23 protein-coding genes are annotated in these 23543 nt (G+C 53.0%); 7 read left to right on the top strand and 16 right to left on the bottom strand.

Annotation, left to right across the window (positions count from 1 at the left end; translation table 11 throughout):
* Positions 1 to 431: 431 nt before the first annotated feature.
* The 3 genes from J0A68_RS10510 (at position 432) to J0A68_RS10500 (ending at position 3675) form a co-directional block, all read left to right on the top strand.
* Positions 432 to 1727 (top strand): ammonium transporter, encoded by a 1296-nt coding sequence (locus J0A68_RS10510; protein ID WP_206578164.1) that lies wholly within the window; start codon positions 432 to 434, stop codon positions 1725 to 1727.
* Positions 1728 to 1840: 113 nt separating this feature from the next.
* Entirely contained in the window at positions 1841 to 3019 is a 1179-nt protein-coding gene (locus J0A68_RS10505; protein ID WP_206578163.1) for a porin, read from the top strand.
* 296 nt (positions 3020 to 3315) lie between these two features.
* Positions 3316 to 3675 carry a hypothetical protein gene (locus J0A68_RS10500; RefSeq protein WP_206578162.1) on the top strand — a complete coding sequence of 120 codons (360 nt, stop codon included), beginning with the start codon at positions 3316 to 3318 and terminating at the stop codon, positions 3673 to 3675.
* A gap of 43 nt (positions 3676 to 3718) precedes the next feature.
* Here the strand turns inward: J0A68_RS10500 and J0A68_RS10495 are convergent, their stop codons facing one another.
* A complete protein-coding gene (locus J0A68_RS10495) occupies positions 3719 to 4093 on the bottom strand; it encodes a co-chaperone GroES (RefSeq protein WP_206578161.1) in 375 nt (124 codons plus the stop codon).
* A gap of 127 nt (positions 4094 to 4220) precedes the next feature.
* Positions 4221 to 6131: a molecular chaperone DnaK gene (gene dnaK / locus J0A68_RS10490; protein WP_206578160.1), complete on the bottom strand. Its 1911-nt coding sequence runs from the start codon at positions 6129 to 6131 to the stop codon at positions 4221 to 4223.
* A 236-nt stretch (positions 6132 to 6367) separates the two neighbouring features.
* Between dnaK and J0A68_RS10485 the strand changes: the two genes are divergently transcribed.
* Complete coding sequence (locus J0A68_RS10485) at positions 6368 to 6532, top strand: hypothetical protein (RefSeq protein ID WP_206578159.1); 165 nt, start codon at positions 6368 to 6370, stop codon at positions 6530 to 6532.
* 31 nt (positions 6533 to 6563) lie between these two features.
* Complete coding sequence (locus tag J0A68_RS10480) at positions 6564 to 7367, top strand: MOSC domain-containing protein (protein ID WP_236021453.1); 804 nt, start codon at positions 6564 to 6566, stop codon at positions 7365 to 7367.
* A gap of 6 nt (positions 7368 to 7373) precedes the next feature.
* Here the strand turns inward: J0A68_RS10480 and hemE are convergent, their stop codons facing one another.
* The 6 genes from hemE to truA form a co-directional block, all read right to left on the bottom strand.
* Positions 7374 to 8399, bottom strand: coding sequence for a uroporphyrinogen decarboxylase (hemE, locus tag J0A68_RS10475; RefSeq protein ID WP_206578158.1), 1026 nt, complete (start codon positions 8397 to 8399; stop codon positions 7374 to 7376).
* A gap of 102 nt (positions 8400 to 8501) precedes the next feature.
* Entirely contained in the window at positions 8502 to 9047 is a 546-nt protein-coding gene (locus J0A68_RS10470; RefSeq protein ID WP_206578157.1) for a collagen-like triple helix repeat-containing protein, read from the bottom strand.
* Between the two features lie 72 nt (positions 9048 to 9119).
* Entirely contained in the window at positions 9120 to 9632 is a 513-nt protein-coding gene (locus J0A68_RS10465) for a GyrI-like domain-containing protein (protein WP_206578156.1), read from the bottom strand.
* 6 nt (positions 9633 to 9638) lie between these two features.
* Positions 9639 to 10226 (bottom strand): hypothetical protein, encoded by a 588-nt coding sequence (locus tag J0A68_RS10460; RefSeq protein WP_206578155.1) that lies wholly within the window; start codon positions 10224 to 10226, stop codon positions 9639 to 9641.
* Between the two features lie 35 nt (positions 10227 to 10261).
* Positions 10262 to 12034 (bottom strand): ABC transporter ATP-binding protein, encoded by a 1773-nt coding sequence (locus tag J0A68_RS10455; protein ID WP_206578154.1) that lies wholly within the window; start codon positions 12032 to 12034, stop codon positions 10262 to 10264.
* 6 nt (positions 12035 to 12040) lie between these two features.
* Positions 12041 to 12799: a tRNA pseudouridine(38-40) synthase TruA gene (gene truA / locus J0A68_RS10450; protein ID WP_206578153.1), complete on the bottom strand. Its 759-nt coding sequence runs from the start codon at positions 12797 to 12799 to the stop codon at positions 12041 to 12043.
* A 101-nt stretch (positions 12800 to 12900) separates the two neighbouring features.
* Here truA and J0A68_RS10445 point away from each other — a divergent pair, with 101 nt between their 5' ends.
* Complete coding sequence (locus J0A68_RS10445) at positions 12901 to 13371, top strand: DUF4293 domain-containing protein (protein ID WP_206578152.1); 471 nt, start codon at positions 12901 to 12903, stop codon at positions 13369 to 13371.
* A gap of 86 nt (positions 13372 to 13457) precedes the next feature.
* Here J0A68_RS10445 and J0A68_RS10440 read toward each other — a convergent pair whose 3' ends face one another.
* Genes J0A68_RS10440 through J0A68_RS10430 form a run of 3 tightly spaced genes read right to left on the bottom strand, consistent with a single transcriptional unit; the run spans position 13458 to position 15482 of the window.
* Positions 13458 to 14216 carry a hypothetical protein gene (locus tag J0A68_RS10440; protein ID WP_206578151.1) on the bottom strand — a complete coding sequence of 253 codons (759 nt, stop codon included), beginning with the start codon at positions 14214 to 14216 and terminating at the stop codon, positions 13458 to 13460.
* Positions 14217 to 14244: 28 nt separating this feature from the next.
* Complete coding sequence (locus tag J0A68_RS10435) at positions 14245 to 14955, bottom strand: hypothetical protein (RefSeq protein ID WP_206578150.1); 711 nt, start codon at positions 14953 to 14955, stop codon at positions 14245 to 14247.
* A complete protein-coding gene (locus tag J0A68_RS10430) occupies positions 14952 to 15482 on the bottom strand; it encodes an RNA polymerase sigma factor (RefSeq protein WP_206578149.1) in 531 nt (176 codons plus the stop codon). Before J0A68_RS10430 ends, J0A68_RS10435 begins: the two co-directional genes overlap by 4 nt.
* 357 nt (positions 15483 to 15839) lie before the next feature.
* On the opposite strand from J0A68_RS10430, the gene J0A68_RS10425 reads away from it, so the two are divergent.
* On the top strand, positions 15840 to 16940 hold the full coding sequence (locus J0A68_RS10425) for a trans-sulfuration enzyme family protein (RefSeq protein ID WP_206578148.1): 1101 nt from the start codon (positions 15840 to 15842) through the stop codon (positions 16938 to 16940).
* 140 nt (positions 16941 to 17080) lie between these two features.
* On the opposite strand, the gene J0A68_RS10420 is transcribed toward J0A68_RS10425, so the two are convergent.
* From J0A68_RS10420 to J0A68_RS10400, 5 genes are all read right to left on the bottom strand, one after another.
* Entirely contained in the window at positions 17081 to 17848 is a 768-nt protein-coding gene (locus J0A68_RS10420) for a LytR/AlgR family response regulator transcription factor (RefSeq protein ID WP_206578147.1), read from the bottom strand.
* Entirely contained in the window at positions 17845 to 18930 is a 1086-nt protein-coding gene (locus J0A68_RS10415) for a histidine kinase (RefSeq protein ID WP_206578146.1), read from the bottom strand. Before J0A68_RS10415 ends, J0A68_RS10420 begins: the two co-directional genes overlap by 4 nt.
* Entirely contained in the window at positions 18927 to 19970 is a 1044-nt protein-coding gene (locus J0A68_RS10410; RefSeq protein ID WP_206578145.1) for a sensor histidine kinase, read from the bottom strand. Before J0A68_RS10410 ends, J0A68_RS10415 begins: the two co-directional genes overlap by 4 nt.
* Before the next feature lie 64 nt (positions 19971 to 20034).
* Entirely contained in the window at positions 20035 to 21144 is a 1110-nt protein-coding gene (locus J0A68_RS10405; protein WP_206578144.1) for a hypothetical protein, read from the bottom strand.
* Between the two features lie 312 nt (positions 21145 to 21456).
* Positions 21457 to 23412 carry a M1 family metallopeptidase gene (locus J0A68_RS10400; protein WP_206578143.1) on the bottom strand — a complete coding sequence of 652 codons (1956 nt, stop codon included), beginning with the start codon at positions 23410 to 23412 and terminating at the stop codon, positions 21457 to 21459.
* Positions 23413 to 23543 lie beyond the last annotated feature (131 nt).

Genomic DNA, 23543 nt, shown 5'->3' with positions numbered 1-23543 from the left:
AAGTTGTTCATTTTTTGAATGAGAGGTAAAAAAATCGACTGCTTTCTCAAAAATTATATTTTTTGCAAAAAATCAGAAATGATCGATAATTCCATGAATGGGTATTTTTTGAAATTAAATTCTGTACATCCTCGGTATTTGGTTGTTTTTGCTTGTGTGGTGCCTTCCGTAATCGTTTCCAAAGAATTTCCTGAATATCTACCAAATATTATTTCAGGTTTTAGGTGGTTTTAAAAATCATCAGATATTGATCAAAAATTGAAAAAATCGCAAAAAATGGTTTTGAAATAGGTCTGATATCTTTGAAAAATTGATAAAAATTGAAAAACCAGTTTGTTTTTATACTTTTTTTATAATTACATTCGGAGGAAGCAATTGCTCTCAAACCTATTTTAAATTCTGAAAAACGTTCAAAATTTAACCTATACCTAATGGATTATTTCGCACCCCTGTTGGCCCAAGATGCGGCCGCGATCGATCTGTCGGCGGAACTCACCCAGAACCTCCTCACGACAAACAATGTATGGATGATGCTTTCTACCGCCTTGGTGTTTATCATGCACCTTGGGTTTGCCGGGGTAGAAGCGGGATTTGGCCAAGCCAAAAACACTGTAAATATTCTTTTCAAAAACACCATCACTCCGATCATCGGGATTCTATCCTATGCGGTGGTGGGGTTCTATTTGATGTATCCCGGATTTGAAGTGCCGGGATGGTTTGCCTTCGATGCATCCGGTTGGAGCCTTTTCTGGTTTGCGCCGGAGACTGCCGACATCACCGCTGGCTATGCTGACGGTGGCTATACCTATTGGACTGATTTTCTTTTCCAGGCGATGTTTGCCGCGACGGCTGCCACGATCGTTTCTGGAGCCATTGCCGAGCGCGTGAAGTTGGGCGCCTACCTGGTGTTCACCTTGTTTTATGTCGGCCTGGTTTATCCCATCATCGGAAGCTGGAAGTGGGGCGGAGGGGCCCTGGATGACATGGGATTCTATGATTTTGCGGGAAGTACGCTGGTTCACTCCGTCGGTGGATGGGGTGCTTTGGCCGGCGTGATTCTGGTCGGTCCTCGAATCGGTAAATACGTAAACGGCAAAACCGTAGAAAAACCCGGATCCAGCGTGCCTTTGGCCGTGATAGGCGTGTTTTTGTTATGGCTGGGCTGGTTTGGATTCAACGGGGGCTCAGTGCTTTCCGCAGATCCAGGCTTGGTGTCCTTCGTGCTGGTGGCTACCTGTCTGGCGGCTTGCGCCGGAGGATTGGGAGGGTTTTTGGCAGCTTACTTCGCTTTCAAGCGGCTTGATTTGGGTATGGTGCTCAACGGCGTGCTGGCTGGCCTAGTCTCGATCACCGCCGGTGCGGACGTCATCAACCCGGGACCAGCGGTGCTGGTGGGCTTTGTCGGTGGCATCCTGGTAGTGATCTCTGCGGTATTGTTGGATCGTGCCAAGCTTGACGACGTCGTCGGTGCGGTTTCTGTCCACCTGACCTGTGGGGTTTGGGGTACCTTGGCCGTCGGTATTTTTTCGACCAATCCTGACCATTCCTTCTTCACCCAATTGATCGGCGTGGCCATCTGTGGCGCCACTGCCTTTGCTGCGGCCTTCATCATCTTCTTCGTGCTGAAAAACACCATGGGAATCAGGGTGTCTGAAGAGCACGAGCGAAACGGGCTGGATTCACACGAACACGGAATCCGCGGATACACCATTGTGTACGACGAATAACAAACTAGACCTTACAATAAAAAAAAATCCCGCCCGGAGGAAAAAAACGCGACTCTCTTTCTGCCGGTGCGGGCTTGATCAACTCTATTCATTAACCAAGACTCAAAATTAAAATGAAAAAATTACTACTACTCATACTTTGCGTGGCTCTTTCCACCTATCAGGTTGCCTTTGCCCAAGAAGAGACTGCAGAAGAGGAAGCTGGCTCCCTGACGCTTTCCGGATCTGTTGACGCTTATTTCAGAACCAACTTCAACGCGCCAAACAAGGGCGAGAACTTCCAGGCTCCTGCGAGCTCCTTTGGCAACCTGCCCGGATTCTCACTAGGCATGGCCAATATCATCGCTACCTATCAAGGCAAGAAAGTCGGTGCGGTAGCGGATCTCGTCTTCGGTCCTCGTGGTGAAGATGCGGTATTTGGCTCTCCGCTCTATGCAGGCGGTATGGCCGGTAGCTCCCAGATCGTAAACCAGCTCTATGTCTACTGGAACGTGTCCGACAAAGTCACCCTGACTATGGGTAACTTCAACACCTTCCTTGGCTATGAGGTGATCTCGCCGACAGCCAACTTCAACTATTCGACTTCCTACATGTTTTCCTACGGGCCCTTTTCACATACCGGCCTGAAGGCAAACTTCCAGCTGTCCGACAAGTGGTCCTTGCTGGCTGCGGTGATGAACCCTACCGACATGACTGAATTCAACATGAACGGAACCTATACCTTGGGTGCGCAGCTGGGCTACTCTACCGATGCGGGAAGTACCTACCTGAACTTTGTGTATGGCGATCAGGACGGTAAACTGAGTGATGACGGCACGCTGATCCCGGATCAAAGCTCCATGGGCAAAACCTTCCAGGTTGATTTGACCACTGGCTTTGACCTTTCCGACAAGTTTTATCTGGGTGTGAACACCACCTACAATACAACCAGCTCCGGCGAGTTCTTCACTGGCTCGGACATTCAGGATCTGGATGGTGACGGTGCGGGATTCTATGGATTTGCGGGCTACCTGCAGACCAGCCCGTCTGATCGATTTGCACTTGGCCTTCGTGGTGAATACTTCAGTGTGTTCAACAATGGCCTGGAAGGCGTAGTGGGCTTGGATCCGACTACCGGAGACGGAGGGGTCTTTGCAGCCACGCTTTCTGGAAACATCAAAGTAGGGGGCAACCTTACCTTGATTCCGGAACTGAGAGTGGACAGCATGAAGGAGGAGTTTTTCGTGAACAAAGATCTCAATGGAAGCAAGAGCCTCGCGTCGTTCCTTTTTGCGGCGGTATTTGCCTTCTAGGATTGAAAATTTAAACAGGGTCTATTGTTAATAAAGCCGGGGTGAATTTCACCTCGGTTTTTTTGTTTTTACCCTTTTTGCGGACTGAGTCCGATTGTTTTTGTAACCGGTTTTGTGTCGGATCGTGTATTTTTTGAAAATGTAGGTTTAAAATTTAATACTGTTTTATTCTACAAAATTTTATTATTTGAAATAATGTTTTAAAAAATTCCAGAAATTGATATAAATCAACTGATTTCTGTAACCTTTGGTGTTCCCTTAAAGTATATTTTTGCAGAACCTCAAACTCTACAGATATGAAAAAACTGACCCTGTTTATTTCTGCGTTTGTGATTTCGACCATGGGCTTCTCACAAGAGATTCTGACCGGTCCTAAATTTAAAAACGCTCCCGTGGGAACAATCCAGGGCCCGAAGATCACTTTGGTCCACGAGTCAAATCCCGTCACCCTTCAAGGCCCCGTTGCGAAAAATTCCGAAGTATGGATGAGCAAGCCTTCCGCCAAGCTGAAAGTGGGCTTTCGAGACGTGATCGACAATCCTAAAGGGCTGGAGGCCAAAAACAGAAATCCTTGGGACAGGAAAACCACCGTTGATTCCAAGGCGGTCTTCCAACAGCCCAAATCGATGAGGCCCAAGAAAGGCTGGATCCATTGATAAACGCCAAACAAAAACCCCGGATATCCGGGGTTTTTGCTTTTTAGAGCTCTGTCTCGCGCTCCAGCATCAGGATGGCATTTTGGGAGACGATATAGTACTTTTCGCCCTCGTACTGCACTTCATGTGCCCCGGAGAGCAGGAAGATCGCCAAATCCCCTTCTTTTGCCTGCAAGGGTACGTACTTCACTTTTTCGTCTTGGTCCATCCAGGGCTCGCTGTCCTCCGTAGGCATGGGGATGGGGTAGCCAGGGCCGGCCTTGATGATGTAGCCTTGCTGCACCTTCTCTTTTTCCTGTACGCCGGGAGGCAGGTAGAGACCAGATCCGGTTCGCTCGTTTGGCTTTTTCAGGCGGATCAGTACGCGGTCGCCCACGAGTATAAGCTTTTTCAGTTTGTTTTCTGCGGTGAGTTGCATGTCGTCAGTCAATAGTAGTATCAAGCAAAAAGAGCCAAGAGTCTTGATTCTGAAATCTTGATTCTTGGCTCTGCAAAGGGAGAAGCGCTGGCTTTGCTGCCGGCGCCTCTCCGGTATTTACGGAGGATTATTTCTTGTCCTCGCTTACTTCTTCGTAATCCACGTCGGAAACGCCGTCTCCGCTGGTGGAGCTTTCGCCAGCCTCAGGGCCTGGCTGCGCGCCTGCTCCTTGGGTGGCGTTGTACATTTCCTGAGAGGAAGCTTCCCAAGCCTTGTTCAGCTCGGCCATTGCCGCATCGATTCCTTCGATGTTTTGGGAGCCGTGGGCTGACTTGAGAGTTTCCAGGGCCGCACTGATGTTGGCTTTGTTTCCGTCAGAAAGCTTGTCGCCGTATTCCTTCAGCTGCTTTTCAGTCTGGAAGATCAGGCTGTCGGCTTGGTTGAGCTTCTCGATTTTTTCCTTCTCGGCTTTGTCGGAAGCAGCATTGGCCTCGGCTTCGCTCTTCATTCTTGCGATGTCGTCCTGAGAAAGTCCGGAAGAAGCTTCGATCTTGATCTTCTGCTCTTTGCCAGTTCCTTTGTCTTTGGCAGACACGTTGAGGATACCGTTGGCATCGATGTCAAAGGTCACCTCGATCTGTGGAACACCTCTCTGAGCTGGCGGAATGTCAGTTAGCTGGAAGCGTCCGATGGATCGGTTGTCCTTGGCCATTGGTCGCTCTCCCTGCAGTACGTGGATATCTACAGCCGGCTGGTTGTCGGCAGCGGTGGAGAATACCTCGGATTTCTTGGTAGGGATCGTGGTGTTGGACTCGATCAGCTTGGTGAAGACACCGCCCATGGTCTCGATGCCGAGGGAAAGCGGAGTCACGTCCAAGAGAAGGACATCTTTCACCTCACCGGTCAATACACCGCCTTGGATGGCAGCACCGATGGCTACTACCTCGTCAGGGTTTACACCCTTGGAAGGCTTCTTGCCGAAGAACTTCTCTACTTCCTCCTGGATTTTAGGGATTCGGGTAGAACCACCCACCAAGATCACCTCGTCGATATCAGAAGCAGACATGCCTGCGTCCTTCAAGGCCTTGATACAAGGATCCATGGATCTTCTCACCAAAGTCTCGGACAGCTGCTCAAACTTCGCTCTGCTCAGGCTTCTGACCAAGTGCTTTGGTCCAGACTGGGTAGCAGTGATATAAGGCAGGTTGATCTCGGTAGAAGCCGAGCTGGAAAGCTCGATTTTCGCCTTCTCAGCGGCTTCCTTCAAGCGCTGAAGCGCCATTGGGTCTTTTCTCAGGTCGATCTGCTCTTCGGCTTGGAACTCGGCTGCGAGCCAGTCGATGATGACTTGGTCAAAGTCGTCACCTCCCAAGTGTACGTCACCGTTGGTGGATTTTACTTCGAATACGCCATCGCCCAATTCGAGGATAGAGATATCGAATGTACCACCACCAAGGTCATACACCGCGATCTTCATGTCCTGGTTTTTCTTGTCCATACCGTAGGCAAGTGCTGCTGCGGTAGGCTCGTTGATGATACGCTTCACTTCGAGGCCTGCGATCTGTCCGGCTTCTTTGGTAGCCTGGCGCTCGGCGTCGTTGAAGTAGGCAGGCACGGTGATGACCGCTTCGGTGACAGTCTGTCCCAGGAAGTCCTCGGCAGTGCTCTTCATTTTCTGAAGGATCATAGCCGAAAGCTCCTGCGGAGTGTACGATCTGTCGCCGATTTTGATGGCTACGGTGTCGTTTGAGCCTTGCTCCACCTTGTAGGAAGCGTGTTTTTTCTCTTCAGATACCTCGGAAAATTTCTTTCCCATGAATCTTTTTACAGAGGAAATGGTGTTGGCTGGGTTGGTGATGGCCTGGCGCTTAGCCGGGTCGCCTACCTTGCGCTCGCCGTTACCGTTGTCCAGAAAAGCCACGATAGATGGCGTGGTTCTCCTTCCCTCGCTGTTTTGGATGACTACAGGTTCGTTACCTTCCATTACGGCTACGCAGGAGTTGGTGGTACCCAAGTCAATGCCTATGATTTTTCCCATGATTATATAGATTTAGATAGTTGCGTTTAATGATACACTCCCCATTCTTCAAGCGCTGTGCCATCAGGCAAATCGAATGTTTTGGTGCCAAGTTGTCAGAAAAACTGCCATGGATTTGAAGCGGAAAAAATCGAAATGTCACGAGCGGGCCAATCCAGCCTGCCGATTTTGGCAGATTTTGTTGAAAAAGCGGAAGTCCGTGCAACCCTTTTTGGGTCACCCGCATCTAAAGGGCAATGGGACTTTTTTCCTCCACTCGAAACCGTGACCGCGCCAAATGGTTTTTTGTCGTTCTGCTGGGCATGACGATGATTCAGGCTACCCAGCATTTTGAGCTCATTCCATCCCTTTGGGCACTGCTGAAGTCGACGGGAGTGGGGAGGTTTTTGTTTTTGGTGTGATGGGGAACCGGCTTTCTCCTATTTTTAGGAAATGGAACATACGCTGACCGTTAAGGATATTTTTATCTATCCCATCAAGTCCCTCGGGGGCATTCGTCTCAATGAAGCAATTGTGGAAGAAAAAGGCTTCCAGCACGACCGTCGCTGGATGCTGGTGGATGAGGCGGGCATTTTTATTACACAGCGAAATCATCCTGACTTGGCTTTGCTGAAAGTGGCTCTGGGGGAAAATGCCATGCTCGTCACCAATCAGAGGAATGGGGAAGGGATTGAAATCCCTTTTGGAGCGGAAACTGGAGAAGCTTTGTCGGTCACCGTCTGGGATGATGAGATGCCTGCGAAAGCGGTAGATCCGCGTTTCGATGGCTGGTTTTCTGACTTTCTGGGCTTTTCGGTTCGGCTGGTCACGATGCCCGAGACCACCCAGCGCAAGGTCGATCCCAAGTACGCGGTAAACGCTGAGTCGGTCAGCTTTGCCGATGGCATGCCCTATCTGATCATCGGCCAGGCTTCACTCGACGATTTGAACTCCCGACTTGCTGCGCCCGTGCCCATGGACCGCTTTCGTCCCAATATCGTCTTTTCAGGCGGGCCAGCTTTTTCGGAGGATTCGCTGCGCAAAATCAAAATCGGGGACTTGGAATTCCAGATCGTCAAGCCCTGCGCGCGCTGCGTGATGACGACCGTGGATCAGGCAACGGGTGAAAAAGGAAAAGAGCCCCTCAGGACTCTTTCCTCCTACCGTACATTAAACGGAAAAGTCTATTTCGGGCAGAATGTCGTCGCGCTTCAATCGGGGAAAATCAAAGTCGGCGACCTGATTCAACCGCTTTGATCGGATTTACTTGAATTCCTTTACCGTCTCGATGAAGACCTTGACCATCTCCGGATCGATGTCTGGATAGACTCCGTGTCCGAGATTGGCGATGTGTCGGATGCCGCGAAATTGCTCCATCATCTCAATCGTGGCCGCCCGCACCTGATCTGGATTGCCGTAGAGTGCCGCCGGATCGAGGTTTCCCTGGAACGTCTTGTCCGCTCCGATCAATCTGCTGGACTCCGCGATGCCCATGTTCCAATCCAGGCCTATGGTCTCACAGTTGAGTTTGCCCATTTCCTCTCTCGCGAAAAAAGCGCCTTTGGCAAAAACCGTCACAGGGACTTCCGTGATCGCGTCGCAGATTTGGGTGATGTAGCGGAGGGAAAACTCCTCGTATTGCTTGGGCCCCAGGATTCCCGCCCAGCTGTCGAAAATCTGGATCAGGTTGGCTCCGGCACGGATTTGCGCCTGGAGGTAGTTGATCGTGGAGTCGGTGATGAGCTGGAGCAGCTTGTGGGAAAATACCGGGTCGCGATAGAGCTTTTCCCGGGATTTGGAGAAGGTCTTGCTGCCGCTGCCTTCGACCATGTAGGCGAAGATGGTCCAAGGCGCACCGGCAAATCCGATCAGCGGAACCCGCCCGTTCAATGCTTTTTTGGTGATCTGGATGGCGTCGATGACGTATTTGAGGTCATTGTCGCCTTCTGCCACGCGCAGTTTTTTCAGGTCTGCTTCGCTGCGGACTGTTTCGGGAAACCAAGGTCCCCGCTTTTCCACCATCTCATAGGGCAAGCCCATGGCCTCCGGGATCACGAGAATGTCCGAAAAAATGATGGCGGCATCCACACCCAAAAGGTCCACCGGCTGTATCGTCACCTCGGCGGCCAGCTCAGGCGTCTGGGCCAGCTCGATGAATCCGCTCACGGACTCGCGCACCGCACGGTATTCGGGAAGAATCCTTCCCGCCTGTCTCATGAGCCAGACCGGCGTTCTTTCAGTCTTTTCGCCTCGGGCTGCCCGCAGCAGCAGATCATTTTTGAGTTGCATGCCGCAAAGATAAGCGCCAAATTATTTTTGGCAGAATCGCCGAAAAAATAAAAAAGCAAAGCCCGGATTTCCGGGCTTTGCTGATGGTGTTGTGGTTTGTTATTATTTTTTTACTTCAAGTTTTTGAAAGTCGGAATCTTTGATGCCCAGCATTTTGGTTACTGCCTCATAGTCGGTGAAATCGATTCTTGCATCAGGGAAATCGGAAGGAACTACGACGATGCGGAAGATCTGCTCCTTAGTCCAGACGTCGTCTAAGGTTGCTTTGTTTAAAGGGCCTTCAAGAAAAAGGCGGATGTCCACCTGGGTGAAGTCAAAATTGTAGACCAGGGGCCCCTCAGGGAAAAAGATCGTTTGGGGAACTGCCCTCCAGATTGGTCGTTCATCGTCCACATCCCAGAGTATATAGGTCAATATCACGTCACTTTCCACCAGTTCCTCGGGGAAAGCTAAAACAACTCCCCAGCCACCATCTGCTGTAAAGTCGACTGTCGCTTCATAGGTAGTACCGACGATGTTTACTCCTGGGGTGCCGGGTACACCCTGTAGTCCTTGTTCACCCTGAGGCCCCATGGGACCCTCTGGGCCCTCGCAAGCTTGAAAGGCCACCAAGCCGATCAGCACAAAAATCGATAGTATTTTATTCATATAGTTAAAGTTAGCGTTTCCATTTTCACGGCAGGGATCATGCCAAGGTTGGTGAAAGCGCCAAAACTTTTCTTATTTCACCGGAGCGATGACCTGGACCTCCGTATCGCTGACTATCCTGTCTATGAAAATGCCGCTCAACTTCAGCTGGTTTTCCTCGGCAAAGGCCTCTATTTCCTCCTTCACCGTGTCCGGGCCGGGCATCACCCAGCGACTGCCCTTGATCGTGGCGAGGACGTAGCGCGCTTCCGCAAAAGTCTTGGGCTCCAGCTCCACCGGTGCAAAAGGCAGGTCAAGCCCGACGAAGACTTCCATCGTGTCCAGCTTGCCGGCCGGTTCCACTAGGTAGATGGTATGGATTTTTTTTCCGGGATGGAGGGACTGCAGGGTTTCGATGGAGCGGAAGGTGTCTCCCAATGCCTTGTCCTGCGGTGTGCCGCGGTAGGTCTTCCCCGCAAGGGAAGGAGGAGTGGCGGAGACCAGTTTTAGCTCGATGGGATTGCTACCGCCCAGCTGGATGAATACACCATACGCAAGCGCGGCCAGCGCGAGAAGGACCAGCAGCCCGATTCCGAGTTTTTTCATGGCTTGTCAGAAAAGGTAGCGAACTCCTATCCCGCCTTGTCCCTTCACGTTGATGCGATCGATCAGTTCCAAAAACAGGCCTACCTCCGCAAAAACACTGATCGGGGTCTCGTCGAAGTAGTACTCTGCTCCAGCAAAGGCCTCCGGTCCAAAGTCAAAATTGGTTCGCTCCTCGCGCATCAGGGGCTGGGTCGCCGAACTGGTGGCGTTTTGGAAATAGCTGTAATCGACGTTGGTGGTGCGGATCTGTATGCCTGCGCCGCCATAGGCCAAGAGATAACCCTGGGTGATGTCAAACACATCGGTGATGTCCTCATGCAGGGCGACCCTGAAATTGATGGATACCCCCTTGTTTGCCGCATGGCTTTGGTAGAAGGCGTTGGAGGAGGGAGGGTTGTTTTCGAAGTCCTTGCGATAGTAGTCCGAACCGTTGACACCGGCGGCTCCGAGCATGATTTCGTAGGAAAGGTAGTCCTCGAAAAAGTCTTTGTAGGTCAGGGAAAGGGGTTCGCCCAGACGTATGCCGACGCCTCGCTCTTGGGCAAAGCTGAAGAAAGGCAAAAGGGTAAACAACAGTAGTACGCGGTATTTCAAGGGTGTTGTAGTTGTGTGATACATAGTCGAAATGGCTAAATGGCCATCGTTTTGAGTTGCATTTGATGGAGCTGGGTGTAGTATCCGCCCAGCTCGAGGAGGGAGTCGTGCGTTCCTGTTTCCACGATTTCCCCTTTGTGGAGGACGATGATCTTGTCCGCTTTTTGGATGGTGGAGAGTCGGTGGGCGATCACGATGGAGGTACGGCCCTTCATCATTTTGTCTATGGACTCCTGGATCAGTTCCTCTGTTTCTGAGTCCACTGATGAAGTGGCTTCATCCAGAATCAGGATTTCGGGATTGTACACCATCGCCCTTACGAAGGAGATCAGCTGTCGCTGGCCTACTGAGAGGGTCGCGCCCCGCTCCATCACGTTGTAGTCCAGGCCGCCTGGCAGTCGCTCGATGAACTTTCGGGCGCCGACGTTTTCGGCCGCCTCCAGCACCTGCTCCTTGGATATGGACGGATTTCCCAGCGTGATATTGTGGTAGATGCTGTTGGAAAAGAGAAAAACATCCTGGAGGACCACCCCGATGTGCTTGCGCAGAGTGCCCAGTTCATATTCCCTGATGTCCGTGCCGTCGATCAGGATCTGCCCTTGGTTGATTTCGTAAAACCTGGAAATCAGGTTGATGATTGAGGACTTTCCCGCGCCGGTAGCCCCCACCAAGGCGACTGTCTGTCCAGCCTGTACTTCAAAGCTGATGTTTTTCAGTACGTGGTCTTCATTGACATAGGCAAACCAGACGTTTTCCAGCTTGAGGTTTCCTTTGATTTTTTCCGGCTTGTAGCCGCCTTCGTTGGCGATGTGTTCGGTGCTGGCCAGCAGCTTGAAGATCCTGGAGGAGCTCACCACGCCCATTTGCAGGGTGTTGAAACGGTCGGCGATCATCCGGATCGGCCGGAAAAACAACTGCAGGTACATGATGAAGGAGATCAGCACCCCGATCTGTAGGTCCATTCCCAAGACCCCCACAGCGCCATACCACACCACCAGGCCAATACCGATGGCCTGGATAATCTCCGCCACGGGAAAATAGATAGAGTAATACAACACCGAGCGGATGTGGGCCGAGCGGTGCTCGCGGTTGATTTCCTTGAATTTTTCGTACTCCCTTTTCTCCCGGTTGAAGATCTGCACGATGTTCATCCCGGTGATGTGTTCCTGTAGGAAAGAGTTCAGGTTGGAGACCGCATTTCGCACGTCGTTGAAGGTGACCTTGATCTTTTCCTTGAATACATACGTGGAGATGATCAGCAGCGGCAGCGTGCTCAAGCTGACCAGCGTCAGCTTCCAGTCTATGTAAAACATCACGCCTAGGATGGTGATGATCTGGAGGAGGTCACCAATGATGGCGGCCAGGCCCTCGCTGAACACGTCGGCCAGGGTCTCGATGTCGGAGACGTTTCGGGTGACCAGCCTGCCTATGGGCGTATTGTCAAAAAACTTCAGCCGCAGCTTCAGCAGGTGGCGATACAGTCGGATGCGGATGTCCTTGATGATCACCTGTCCGATCCAGCCCGAATAATAGGTGTGGGCCCACTGCACGATGGCCTGGAGAACCATCAGCCCGATCAGAATATAGATGATGCGGATGAGTCCGGGCGTGTCGCCCTGTGCCACGTAGTCGTCGATGGCGATTTGGATGAAATAGGGCCGGGTGGGGGCCAACACCGCCAGCGCGACTGTGAGAAATACCAGAAAGTAAAACTGCTTTTGGTAAGGCTTCACAAAGGAGTAAAGCTGCCGCAGCACCTTCATGTCGACGATTTCGCCAGACGATTCTTTTTCTTTTTCTAAGCTCAAGGCGGGTTAGTCTAGGTATATTTCTTTTCGATATTCGATTTTGTTGAGGAAAAGGCCTTTGGCAGGGGCGGCTTTTCCGGCGTTGGCACGTTTGCGCGACAGGATGATCTCGTCCATCTCCTCGGGCTGGCGAAAGCCCCTCCCCACTTCGATCAAGGTCCCCACGATGGTCCGTACCATCCCACGCAAAAAACGGTTTGCGGTTATATGAAATAGCAATTCTCCGTCTTTTTGTTCCCATCGCGCGGACATAATGTCGCAGCGGAAGTGCGTGACGTCGGTGTGTACCTTGCTGAAGCTCTCAAAGTCCTCGTGCCGGAGCAGGGCCTCGGCGGCCAGGTTCATCTTTTCCACATCGGGATCGTAAAAACAATGCCAGGCCAACTGATCTAGAAACGGGTTTTTGCGGAAAATGATGCGGTACACATACGAGCGGCGCACCGCGTCGAAGCGCGCGTGGGCATCTTCTTTGACCCTGCGGATGGAATGGATGGCGATGTCCTTGGGAAGGATGGCGTTGAGACCCTTCAGAAAATTTCCCCCGAGCTCGGGGCCGGTGTGGTCAAAGTGGCACACCTGCATGTTGGCGTGTACGCCCTTGTCTGTGCGCCCGCTCCCCAATATCGGAGTCGGTTTTCGGAGATAGGTGGACAGGGCGTTTTCCAGGCATTCCTGCACCGTCATCACGTTTTCCTGCGTTTGCCAACCGTGAAAGTCGGTCCCTTTGTAGCTCAATTCCAGAAAATACCTCTTGGTCTCATCCATACGGCTGCAAAGATACAATTCCCGACCAATTCCCCTTGGAGGATGTGATGCTTGGTATTGACTGGATTTGGGCTTTTCTTTGCACAAAAAAAACAGAACCAATGATTCAGCGAATTCAAACCGTCTTTTTGTTTCTCGTGGTGGTGTGTATGGGTGTCACCATCGGTACCGGACTCTGGGAGCAGGCCGTCGAAGGACAGGTGTGGCAGCTCAATGCTTTTGTGCTGGAAAACCTCGACGCAGACGGAGAGGTGATCAGCGCTACCTCCAAGTGGTACCTCGCTGCGCTGGCGGCCTTTGCTGGGCTGTTGGCGCTGATTTCCATTTTTCAGTACAAAGACCGTGGCCGCCAGATGATGCTCAACATGGTCAACAGCCTCCTGATGGTAGGCTTGGTGGCTACGACCTTTTTGACGACCAACGGGCTCAACTCCGAGCTGGGGATAGAAGTCTCCGGAACGTATAAAATTGGGTTTTGGGCGATTCTTGTGGCGATGGTCTGCAATATGGTCGCCAACCGCTTTATCCGAAAAGACGAAGCGCTCGTCCGCTCGGTGGATCGGATAAGGTAAGAGACGCTAGATTTTAGACGCTAGAATCAAGACATCATCGTCTTGGCCTCTAAACAAAAACGCCAGCTTTTCGCTGGCGTTTTTGTTTACCAAAATCGAATCCCGACCGTGGGATAGAAGGTCTTGAGGTTGTCGGTGCCGATGACGCCGACTTGGAGGGAAATGTTGTCGCTGATCTTCCGGTTGTAGTAGGCCTGGATCGTGTGGCCGGGGAAAAGGACGGGGCTGCTGTCGTTGAGGAGGTAGCCCACCCCGATGGTATTACGCTTGGAGGAGTCGATGTTGCGGAGCTCCCAGGAAAATTCCGCATTGACAAACCAGTTGCTGTTGACCTGCAGCTTGTTTTCCACCGGTGTGGGAAAATGGATCGTGTTGGTGATCGAGGCGCCAAAGGCCTTGTTCCGTACATGCACCATCGCACGAAACCCGACCACGGGCGTGAAGTTGCCTCCGGTGAAGTCCAGCCCGACCGGAAAGGTCAGTCCCAGCATTTCCAGATGGGGCACGTATTTCTTTTCTATTTCAAACTTGACTTGGTCTAGTTGGGTTGCGGGGAAGTTTTCGTCGAGGCGATAGGCGAGCGTCTGAAACTCCGGGAATCGGGTCGCTTTCTCCAAAAGTGGCTGAAACACCGCCGTAATCGAGTCGGTGTCGTAGTACTTGTGGTTGAAATACAGGGCCAGTTTCCCTTCGTTGGGGAAGCTGAAGACCAGCGTATCCGTCACCGGGTAGTTTTCGTCGAGGTAGCGCTCGCTTTTTTCAGAGAGCTTGTTGATGGCCTCCTGGGCCAGCACACCTTGCGCAAAGGACATGGCGATGCCAATAAGAAGTAGGATTCTTTTCATCATTCAGGGATTTATGTGTGAAAGGGAGTTAGTTCTTGAATTTGATCCGGATCGTTCCCGGAGGCTTGTCTAGCCTGGAGACCTGCGTTTCTTGGGTTGTTTCCGGTCTGCCGATCCCAAAAGTCGCCCGGGGTTTGGGCTTCTCAGGCTGCATGCCCCAGGAGATCCTCACCTCATGGCGGGTATCCCGAGTCTCCAAGGGTAAGGATTCGATTGTTGGTTCCGCCATCGCAAGGCTCGGGCTTGGGAGATCCCGCTCGGGTAGTTCGACTGGAGTATGCTCCGGTCGCGGATCTGTTTTCTCCTCCGCTTGATCGGCCGGGCGTGGATTTACTTTGGGAATCTCCGCCTCGGCTGAAAGTAGGGCAGGAGTGGACGAAGACTCTATAGGCTCGGCTCTTTCCAAGGGCTTTTCGGCAGGCACAGATAGTTGCTCGGGAGCGCCGTGGCTCAGGACAGGCCCTGTGCTTTGGCTTTTGGGCATCTTTTGGGAGTCCAAGAGAAGCCAAGCCATTGCCGCCAAAACCAAAGATATTGCGGCGGCCGTTTTCCAATAGACGAAGAAAACCGGCTTTTCCCGTTTAGAGAGTTTTTTTTCGAGTTCAGCCCAAGCATCCGCTCTGGGAGCATAGTCAGGCAGATTGCCCAGCAGGCTTCGGCACTGCAGGTCAAAGTCGCCCTGCCGGAGGATGTTCTCCCAGGTGCCTTCTTTGGGCGAGTGTTCTGGTAGCTTTTTCATGCTTGCAGCAGGGTTTTGATTCGTGTTTTCAGCAGTTTCCTGGCGTAGTTCAGCTGGGACTTGGAGGTGTTTTCGCTGATGCCGAGCATTCGCGCGGCCTCCTGGTGGGGGTAGCCCTCCACCGCCACCAGCATGAACACCGTCCGCGAGCTCGGCGGCAGGCTGCGGATTGCCTGGTCCAACAGCTCCGCGTCAAACCAAGCCTCAAAATGGTCTTCGACCCGCTCGTCCACTGCGCTCAGCTCTTCAAACTCAAACTGTCGCTTGGCTCTCTCCACCGCTTTTCGCGCAGCGATGGTCTTCATCCAGGAGATCAGCGCCTCGGGATGTTTGAGATTTCTGATTTCCTGGAAAACCTTCACGTAGGTGTCTTGGAGCACGTCGTGCGCCGTGTCCTCGTCGTTGAGAATCCGGAAAGCCAGGGAATAGACCATGCGCTTGGTCATCTCGAAGAGCTGAAACTGCGCCTTTCTGTCTTGGGCGATCACCAGCTCGATCAGGCTATAGTCTATCTGTTGCTTTTCCATTGATCCGTCTTCTGAATAAAAGAGGCTGAAAAGTCCCGAAAGGTTGGAACAGGCGGAGGACTTTAAGGTTTTTTTAGAAAACACGGGCTAAGTGCCGACCAACTTTCCTAATTTAAAAGCAAATATGGTTATCCGCTTTTATGCCAGTAGGTAACTGAGACAATCCGAAAGAACGCTAAAATTGGGGCTTTGCCCTACTTCGGTCGCCTGTGCTGAGCACTGGAGCTACGGAAGTAGCGTATACCGAAGCATCGGTCATCGGTCTTCCGACCTGCCTGAGCAGACAGGCCAGATTGAAGAAACGAATTTGCTTACTGGCAAGATTGCGGATAGTCATGAAAAGAAAACTCACCGACTATGAAATTTGAGACCCTGACCATTCACAGAGGCATACAGCAGACCGATTCCAACCGTCCCATCGTCCAGCCGATCACGCTCAGCACCAATTTCGAGCATGGCAGCGGGCCGATGATCTACACCCGCGCCAACAATCCCAACCGGGCGGCGCTGGAGGATCTTTTGGCAGCGATGGAGAAAGGTGCCGATGCCGCGGCTTTTTCATCCGGCAATGCGGCCGGAACGGCGATGTTCCAGGCTTTGGAACCAGGCTCACACATCATCGCTCCCGACGACATGTACCATGGGCTGGCCCAGTCGATGAAGGTGCTCTTTGCGGGGATTCACGAGGTGAGCTTCGTGGATATGGCGGATCTGGAGGCGGTGAAAAGGGCGGTTCGGCCGAATACGCGACTCTTTTGGGTCGAGACGCCCTCCAATCCCCTCCTGAAAATCTCCGATATCCGTGCCATCTCCGATTTGGCTAAAGCCCAAGGAGCCTTGTTGGCTTGTGACAATACCTTTGCGACCCCTGTTTTTCAGAATCCCATCGACCTCGGCTCCGATATCGTCATGCACAGCAGCACCAAATATTTTGGCGGACATTCGGATATCCTGGGAGGGGCTTTGGTGACTCGGGAGAAAAATGCCTTTTGGGACAAAATCCGAGCTGTGCAGCACATAGGCGGAGCGGTGCCCTCACCGACGGATTGCTACTACTTGGTCAGAAGCATCCGCACGCTGGCCTATCGCATGCGGGGTCACGCACAGCATGCGATGATTTTGGCGGATTTCCTGGGGCAGCATCCAAAGGTCGAGAAAGTCTTTTACCCCGGTCTCAAACACCATCCCGGCCATGAGATCGCCGCTGGACAGATGAGTGGCTTCGGGGGCATGCTTTCCTTCACGGTCAAAGGCGGAGCTTCCGAAGCCGAGGCAGTTGTGTCCAAACTCCGGCTTTTCGCCAACGCAACCAGCCTGGGTGGAGTCGAGAGCCTGATCGAGCGCCGCGCCGCCGTGGAAGGCCCCGATACCAAAACTCCCCAAAACCTCCTCCGCGTCTCCGTGGGCCTGGAGCATACGGACGATCTGCTGGAGGATTTGGATCACGCGCTTGCCTAAGTACGATGTACGAAATACGATTTACGCGCTCTTGAGCTCATTTGCACGGCCTTCCGTTTGAGATTTGAAAATTGAGATTCGAGTCCGTTCCGATTCGGATGCCGAAACTTTCTGCTGGGTTGTAAATCGTACTTCGTAAATCAAAAATCCGACTTTCTTTCCCCATCCAGCCACTGCTTGAATCCCTGCACCCGGTCGCGGCTGACGATGATCTCCTCGGCAAAGGGGAAGTTGGGGTTGATTTTTAGGCGGCTGTTGGAGTAGACCAGCACGTCTTTGATGGCGTCGAGATGGATGAGGTAGCTCCGGTTTACCCGGAAGAAGTGCTCCGGATTCAGGACTTCTTCCAGCGTTTCCATCTTGTAGTCGGTGATGAGTTTTCTGCCGTCTTCCCGGATCAGGTAGGTGTTTTTTCCCTCTGCGAAAAAAATCCGGACTGTCTGGGCGGGCACGGAGTGGATGTGCTCGCCGATCTTGACCATGAAGCGCTCCTTGTAGGAGGGCTTGGCCAGCTGCTGCCAAATGTTGGGCTGGAGGACGGCGGGCTTGTCCCGAAGCTGGCGCAGCTTGTCCAGGCTCGCGGCAAAGGCCGCATAGCTGATGGGCTTGACCAAGTAGTCGATGCCATTGGCCTTGAATGCCTCCAGCGCATATTGGCTATGCGCCGTGATGAAGATCACCGGCTTGAAAAAACCAACCCGATCCAGCGCCTGAAAAGAAAGCCCGTCCTCCAAGTGCACGTCCATGAGCAGTACATCAGCCTCGGGGCCGAGACTGGTCAGAAGCGGAACGGCCTCGGCGATGGACTTGGCGACTCCCAGCAGCTGCGAATCCGGGTCGTACTTGGCCAGGAAGTGAGTGACTTTCTCGATGGCCGGGATTTCGTCTTCTATCAGCAGGACTTTCATTTGGGCTGGGTGGTGGAGGTAGGTTTGGGTTTCTCCTGAAGAGGCAGCTCTTCAAAGGGTTTTTCCAAGGGAATATAGATGAAAAAGGTGGAGTTGGCGGTCCATTTCAGGCTTTTGTGGAGCCAGGCGTATTGCTGCTGCACCTCGTGGAGCGCGCTGTAGAGCTGCTCCTCTGCCGTCAGAGAAAAGGTGCAGGGGAAGCTCAGCTCCAGCTGGTCTCGATGTATGTCCACGGTGATGGTGAGCGGAGCCGAAGAGGAAGAAAGCTGCGAATAGGCGACGGCTTCCAGGAGCTGGGTCAGGGTGCGGGGCACCAGCAGGAAGTCTTGCTCTCCCGTCGGCTTGCTTATTTCGATGTGTTTGGACACAAACTGGTTGAGAAATGCCGCCTTGAGCCTCATGGCCGCAAGCTCCTCCTCCAGCGGTACCAGCTCCTCCCGGGAGTGGAGGGAATGGCGATAGATCTCCGACAGGAGCAGGATGCCCTCGTCGGCCTCCTCGTGCTGCTTTTCTTTCAGTCTCAGCAGGATGGCGTCCAGGCAGGTCAGGAGAAACTGCGGGTTGAGCCGGTAGTGGAAAAGGCTGACGTCCCGATCCAGGCTTTCCTTTTTTCGACTTTCCCGCTCCAGCTCCCGCTCAAAGCGCTTGTGGATCAGGTAAAAGCCCAAAAAGTGGCTTTGGAAAAGCAGCGTAACGAAAAGGAAGATTCCATTGAAGATCTTGAGCTCGGTGGTGTAGACGGCCACCTCGGTCATGTTTTCAAACCAGGAAAAGTAGCCGATCAACAGCCCGCTGACTACCAGGATGCAGGTGGCGGCGGAGCAGAGGATCAGAGCGGAGGCGTACTTTCCGAAGGCACGGGAATAGACGAGCTTTTGCTTAAAAGCCAACAAAAGTCCCCGGTTGGCCTCCAGCAGGACGATGCTGAGGACCACGCAGAAGAGCAGCTCCCGGGTAAAAAAGTCCTCCAGCATGCGCTCCACCGTGTCAAAGGCCAGGAGGATGGCCAAGTAGGCCAGCGTGCCGACCAGGATCGGCAAGACCAGACGGTGGATGGGCTTGATGTCGGGGAATGACTTCATCGCTGGCTGTCTTTTGGCGTGACGTAGGGGAGATGGACTTCGTAGAAGCCTCCCTGCTGGGAGACCGTGGGTATGGCGCGGCCATGGTGGAGGTAGCGCTCTTTCAGGTTTCTGAGGCCTATGCCGGTGGACTCCACTTTTTCAGGCTTTTGGGTAAGCGTATTGGTCACGACCACCTGCTGCTGCTCGGCGGTGATCATGATCTTCAGCGGAGATTCGAGGCTTGCCACGTTGTGTTTCATGGCATTTTCCACCAAAAGCTGAATTCCGAGTGCGGGCAAGAGCTTGGCTTCCATACCGGCTTTGACCCGTTTTTCCAGCAGGACTTTGTCTCCGTAGCGCACCTTCATCAGGTGCATGTAGTTGTCCACGATCTCCAGCTCCCGCTCCAGGCTGTTGAGCGGCTGTATGCCGTTGCGGATGAGGTTGGTGAAATTGAAGGCCAGCTTACGGATGAATTCCTCCGCTTGGTCGGGGTGGGAAGTCGCCAGGTAGGAGGCGGTGTTGAGTGAGTTGAAAAGGAAATGCGGGGTCAGTTGGGAGCGTAGGAGGTTGAACTGCAGTTCTTTTTTGTTGCGCTCCTCGCGGAGGCGATGGATGGTCTCCTTGGAGTAGCGGGCAAAGGCAAACCAAGAGTAGTCTATCCAGATGATCAGCAGGGAGAGGATCAGGCTGACCAATCCGCCCTTGAGCAAAAGGCTGCCCGTGGAGGGGCTTGTGTTTTCTCCCAAATCCAAGAGCCAGTCCTGTACCATCACATCCAGAAAGTAGGTGTAGGCGGCCAAGGTACCTGTGAGGATGGTCAGAAGCGCCATCGAGCGCGTCACGTGGCCCTGGTCCCAAGGACGTACCTGGATGATAAAGCGGTAGCCCTGCGAAATAAGCAGTCCCGCTCCGATGATCATCCCGGCTAGGGTGACCCACTGGGTGGCGGATAGCTCCCGCATCCAGCTGATGAGGCCCACGTGGTAAAAGAGGTAGGCGGTCAGACAGGCTGTGAGTGCCGCGGCAAGCAAAAAAGACAGGAGTTTTTCCTTCATTTATTTCCAAAACTAGGGCCCCGACCGCATTGGTCGGGGCATCAAGTTACAAAAGCTTTGGCGCTTAGGCCGCGCAGCGCATCACCTCGCCCAGGAAGTGGGATGATTCGATCGATGTCTTGGCCACTTCCCGGATTTGCTGCTTGACCCGCTCGGAGGGCTGCTTGGCGCATAGGGACTTCAGCGTCTCGGCCTTGAAGTGGTCGCTGTCCATGCTTTTTACGCCGTTGAGGATGATCAGTGCGCGTTCTTCGGTCAGATTGTTCGTGTTGATCACGCTTTTGAGCAGTTCGTTTTTGAAGTGGTCGGAGTCGATTTTGGGCACTACACTTTCTACGAGGAAGCGCAGGTCTTGGGTGGAGATGTTTTGGAAAGGGATGCTTTTGGCGATCTCCAGCTTGAAGTGGTCGCTGTCCACCAAGTTGATGAGCTGAAGGGCCTTTTCGCCTTGGCCTGCGAGCACGTTGGTCTTGAAGATTGGCTTCAGCAGTTCGGTTTTGAAATGGTCCGAGTCGATGTTGCTCACCGCCCGGGTCAGCTGGTTGATATCTTTGAAGTAGGCCGGTGGGACTTTTTTGTACACTTCCAGCTTGTAGTGGTCGGAATCCAGCTGGGAGGGTACGGCGTCTATCACCGCGGAGGTCTCAGACTGGCTGAGGTTTTTCTTCATCAGAATGCCGAGGTAGGCGGACTTCACGTGGTCGCTTTTGAGCTGGGACATCAGTCCCAAGACGGACTTCGCACCTCCTTTGGCGTAGTAGCGGTCCACCCGGGCTTCGGCCCCGATGGTGGTGGAGTTGAGCAGGTCGGGGAGGATTTCGCTCAGCCAGATGCGGCCGTCCGGCTCGAAGGGTTTTGACCTTCCGCCTTCCTTGTACTCGTAGTCGAGGCTGCCGCCCTTGTTGGTGATGAAAAGGGATCTGGAGTTGCCAAAGGTCGTGCGCTCGATCTTGAGGTAGCCGCCTGGAGAGATGGAGGCGATACTTTTCTCATCCTCGGAGATGGTGATCTTTCCGTTGGTTTCCAGGCTGGACTTTTGTCTGTTGTCGTTGACGGTCCACTTGGAGGTGTTGGAACCGCTGGAGCGGGCGGTGACGCTGGTATTTTGTGCCAGCACCTCTCCGCAAAAGATCGGGGAGGCCAGAAAAAGCAGCAGGAGTAGGAGTCGGTTCATAGTAGGGTTGTTTTTCAAAGGAATCAAATGATGATACCAAGGTGCGGCAAGAAGTCTCGCCAAAAAAGCAGAAGGAAGCCAATCGTAGGAATAGGGGAGTGAACCGTAGAAGGGATGCCTTGAGTTTTTCTCGGATAGAACGAAAAAGCCCCCGGATCTCTCCAGGGGCATCTTGAGTCTTTCACAAACGAATGCGAGACAAATAGGTGCAAAACACTAGTCTAGGCGCAACTTCGGTCTTCGGTCATCGGTCTTCCGACCCGCGGCACCCAGGGCACGAAATCCATTTGTCAGCATCGTGTATGTGACGCGTTACTTATAAATTTCGACTGGCCAGCTGTCGTTTGCCAGGTTGATGTCCGGCATGACTTTGTCCGGATCTATGACCACCGCGGTAACTTTTTTGGTGGTTTTGATCTGGTGGATCCAGTTGTCGCCTCTTTGCCAGATTTCCACCGGCAGCTTCACGCGCTCTTTGGAACCGTCGTCGTAGGTCACTTCCAGTAGCACCGGCATCGGGATTTCCCCTTTGTTTTCGATGCTGACGAGATAGTTTCCACCGTAAGGCTGAACTCCTACGATTCCGAGGTCGATGTTGCCGTTGCCGTAGAACCAGCCTTTCCAAAACCAAGACAGGTTTTCACCGGCCACGTTCTCCATGTGGTTGAAGAAGTCGGCGGGCTGTGGATGCTTGTATGCCCAGGTTTTGATGTAGGATCTGAAGGCATTGTCAAAGCGCTCGTGGCCGAGGATGTACTCACGCAGTACGACCAGGCCTATGCCCGGCTTGCGGTACGCGACCATGCCGAGGTTTTGCAGGTTGGTCACGTCGGGATAGTTGTCGATTCCCTCACGGCTGTCGCTGGTGAAGTAGTTGTTGAATCTTCTGGTTTCGTTGAGCGTGCTTGGGTATTCGCCGCTGTTGAAGTCCAGCGTGCTGTAGTGATTGATGAAGGTGTTGAAGCCTTCGTCCATCCAGGCGTAGCGTCTTTCGTTGCTGCCGACGATCATCGGGAACCAGTTGTGGCCAAACTCGTGGTCGGTCACGCCCCAGAGACCGCGGCCCTTGGAAGTGTAGTGGCAAAAGTTCAGGCCGGGATATTCCATCCCGCCGATCTCAGCGGCGACGTTCGTAGCCGTTTCCCAAGGGAACTCATACCACTGCTTGGAGTAGTGCTCGATGGAGGCCTTGGTGTACTCGGTGGAGCGGCCCCAGGCCTCTTGGCCTTGGCTTTCCTTGGGATAGACGGACTGTGCCAAAATGGTCTTGCCGGAAGGCAGGTTGATTTTGGAAGCATCCCAGATGAAGGAGTCAGAGGTCGCGAAAGCGATGTCCCTGGAGTTTTTGATCTGGAAGTGCCAGGTCACGGTGCCGTCTTGCTTGGGACGGGTGACTTGGGTGTTTTTGATTTCCTCTGGCGTGATCAGGAAAACGGTCTCTTCGCTTTGGGAAGCTTTGGCGTAGCGGTTTTGCAGCTCTTTGGAAAGCACCTCATTTGGGTTCATCAGCTTGCCGGAACCCACCACGATGTGGTTGTAAGGCACGGTGACTTTGTAGTCAAAGTTGCCGTACTCGAGGTAGAATTCGCCGGCGCCTAGGTAAGGCTCCACATTCCAGCCTTCGATGTCGTCAAAGACCGCCACTTTGGGATACCACTGCGCAAAGGCGTAGATCCAGCCGTCAGCCACTTTCAGGCGACCCATGCGGTCCATGCCTTTTTGTGGGACTTTGAAGGAAAAGTCCATGGACACGGTCGCCTTTCCGCCTTTTGCCGGAATCGGCTCCGCAAACCACACCTGCATGCGGGTGTCGTCGATCATGTAGTTGGAAGAGGCGGCTCCCTTGTTGCCGACTTTTGCGCTGAGGTTGGAGATCTCATATCCTCCGTCCACGTCGCCGTTGTAGCGGTTGCCCTGTACGGGCGTGGTGAGCGTGCCGCGGGAAGTCTCGGTGAATCGATTTTGCTCCATCTGCATCCAGATGAAGTCCAGCGGCTCGGGACTGTTGTTGGTATAGGTGAGGGTGACTTTTCCCGCGAGGGTGAAGTTGGCTTCATCCAGCGCTACCTCGATCTGATAGTCGGCGGCGTTTTGCCAGTATCCCTCACCCGGCTTGCCGGATGCGCTGCGGTAGTAGTTGCCTTTTCGGTCCATGAATTCCGAAAAGTCCTGTTGGTTGTTTTCTCTGCCTTGCTGGGCAAATAGGGAAAGGCTTCCGGTCATCAGAAACGCCGAGAGGGCCAGTCCCAGTAAGTTTGTTTTTCTCATTGGGTTTGATATTTGGCGCTGAAAATAAGCATGTCCGCCTTCTTGTTAAACTTTTTTTTGACGAGCGAAAGGCGCCGGGGCAAAAACTAGAAGGTGGATTTGTTTGGTTGGTGGAGAAATCGCCGTTTACA

Origin of the sequence: Algoriphagus oliviformis, assembly GCF_017254915.1 — a bacterium.
GTDB lineage: Bacteria > Bacteroidota > Bacteroidia > Cytophagales > Cyclobacteriaceae > Algoriphagus > Algoriphagus oliviformis.
Note: the sequence above shows the minus strand (reverse complement) of the source record. Positions and strands in the feature narration are given on the sequence as shown.

Excerpts from the sequence above, each read along its gene's own strand:
- J0A68_RS10465 (WP_206578156.1), bottom strand. The coding sequence starts at position 9,632 with ATGAAAAAACTCGGAATCGGGCTGCTGGTCCTTCTCGCGCTGGCCGCG.
- J0A68_RS10505 (WP_206578163.1), top strand. The coding sequence starts at position 1,841 with ATGAAAAAATTACTACTACTCATACTTTGCGTGGCTCTTTCCACCTAT.
- J0A68_RS10480 (WP_236021453.1), top strand. The coding sequence starts at position 6,564 with ATGGAACATACGCTGACCGTTAAGGATATTTTTATCTATCCCATCAAG.
- J0A68_RS10440 (WP_206578151.1), bottom strand. The coding sequence starts at position 14,216 with ATGAAAAGAATCCTACTTCTTATTGGCATCGCCATGTCCTTTGCGCAA.
- J0A68_RS10400 (WP_206578143.1), bottom strand. The coding sequence starts at position 23,412 with ATGAGAAAAACAAACTTACTGGGACTGGCCCTCTCGGCGTTTCTGATG.
- J0A68_RS10470 (WP_206578157.1), bottom strand. The coding sequence starts at position 9,047 with ATGAATAAAATACTATCGATTTTTGTGCTGATCGGCTTGGTGGCCTTT.
- J0A68_RS10485 (WP_206578159.1), top strand. The coding sequence starts at position 6,368 with ATGGGACTTTTTTCCTCCACTCGAAACCGTGACCGCGCCAAATGGTTT.
- J0A68_RS10405 (WP_206578144.1), bottom strand. The coding sequence starts at position 21,144 with ATGAACCGACTCCTACTCCTGCTGCTTTTTCTGGCCTCCCCGATCTTT.
- J0A68_RS10420 (WP_206578147.1), bottom strand. The coding sequence starts at position 17,848 with ATGAAAGTCCTGCTGATAGAAGACGAAATCCCGGCCATCGAGAAAGTC.
- J0A68_RS10415 (WP_206578146.1), bottom strand. The coding sequence starts at position 18,930 with ATGAAGTCATTCCCCGACATCAAGCCCATCCACCGTCTGGTCTTGCCG.
- J0A68_RS10425 (WP_206578148.1), top strand. The coding sequence starts at position 15,840 with ATGAAATTTGAGACCCTGACCATTCACAGAGGCATACAGCAGACCGAT.
- truA (WP_206578153.1), bottom strand. The coding sequence starts at position 12,799 with ATGGATGAGACCAAGAGGTATTTTCTGGAATTGAGCTACAAAGGGACC.
- J0A68_RS10410 (WP_206578145.1), bottom strand. The coding sequence starts at position 19,970 with ATGAAGGAAAAACTCCTGTCTTTTTTGCTTGCCGCGGCACTCACAGCC.
- J0A68_RS10510 (WP_206578164.1), top strand. The coding sequence starts at position 432 with ATGGATTATTTCGCACCCCTGTTGGCCCAAGATGCGGCCGCGATCGAT.
- J0A68_RS10500 (WP_206578162.1), top strand. The coding sequence starts at position 3,316 with ATGAAAAAACTGACCCTGTTTATTTCTGCGTTTGTGATTTCGACCATG.
- J0A68_RS10495 (WP_206578161.1), bottom strand. The coding sequence starts at position 4,093 with ATGCAACTCACCGCAGAAAACAAACTGAAAAAGCTTATACTCGTGGGC.
- dnaK (WP_206578160.1), bottom strand. The coding sequence starts at position 6,131 with ATGGGAAAAATCATAGGCATTGACTTGGGTACCACCAACTCCTGCGTA.
- J0A68_RS10435 (WP_206578150.1), bottom strand. The coding sequence starts at position 14,955 with ATGAAAAAGCTACCAGAACACTCGCCCAAAGAAGGCACCTGGGAGAAC.
- J0A68_RS10445 (WP_206578152.1), top strand. The coding sequence starts at position 12,901 with ATGATTCAGCGAATTCAAACCGTCTTTTTGTTTCTCGTGGTGGTGTGT.
- J0A68_RS10430 (WP_206578149.1), bottom strand. The coding sequence starts at position 15,482 with ATGGAAAAGCAACAGATAGACTATAGCCTGATCGAGCTGGTGATCGCC.
- hemE (WP_206578158.1), bottom strand. The coding sequence starts at position 8,399 with ATGCAACTCAAAAATGATCTGCTGCTGCGGGCAGCCCGAGGCGAAAAG.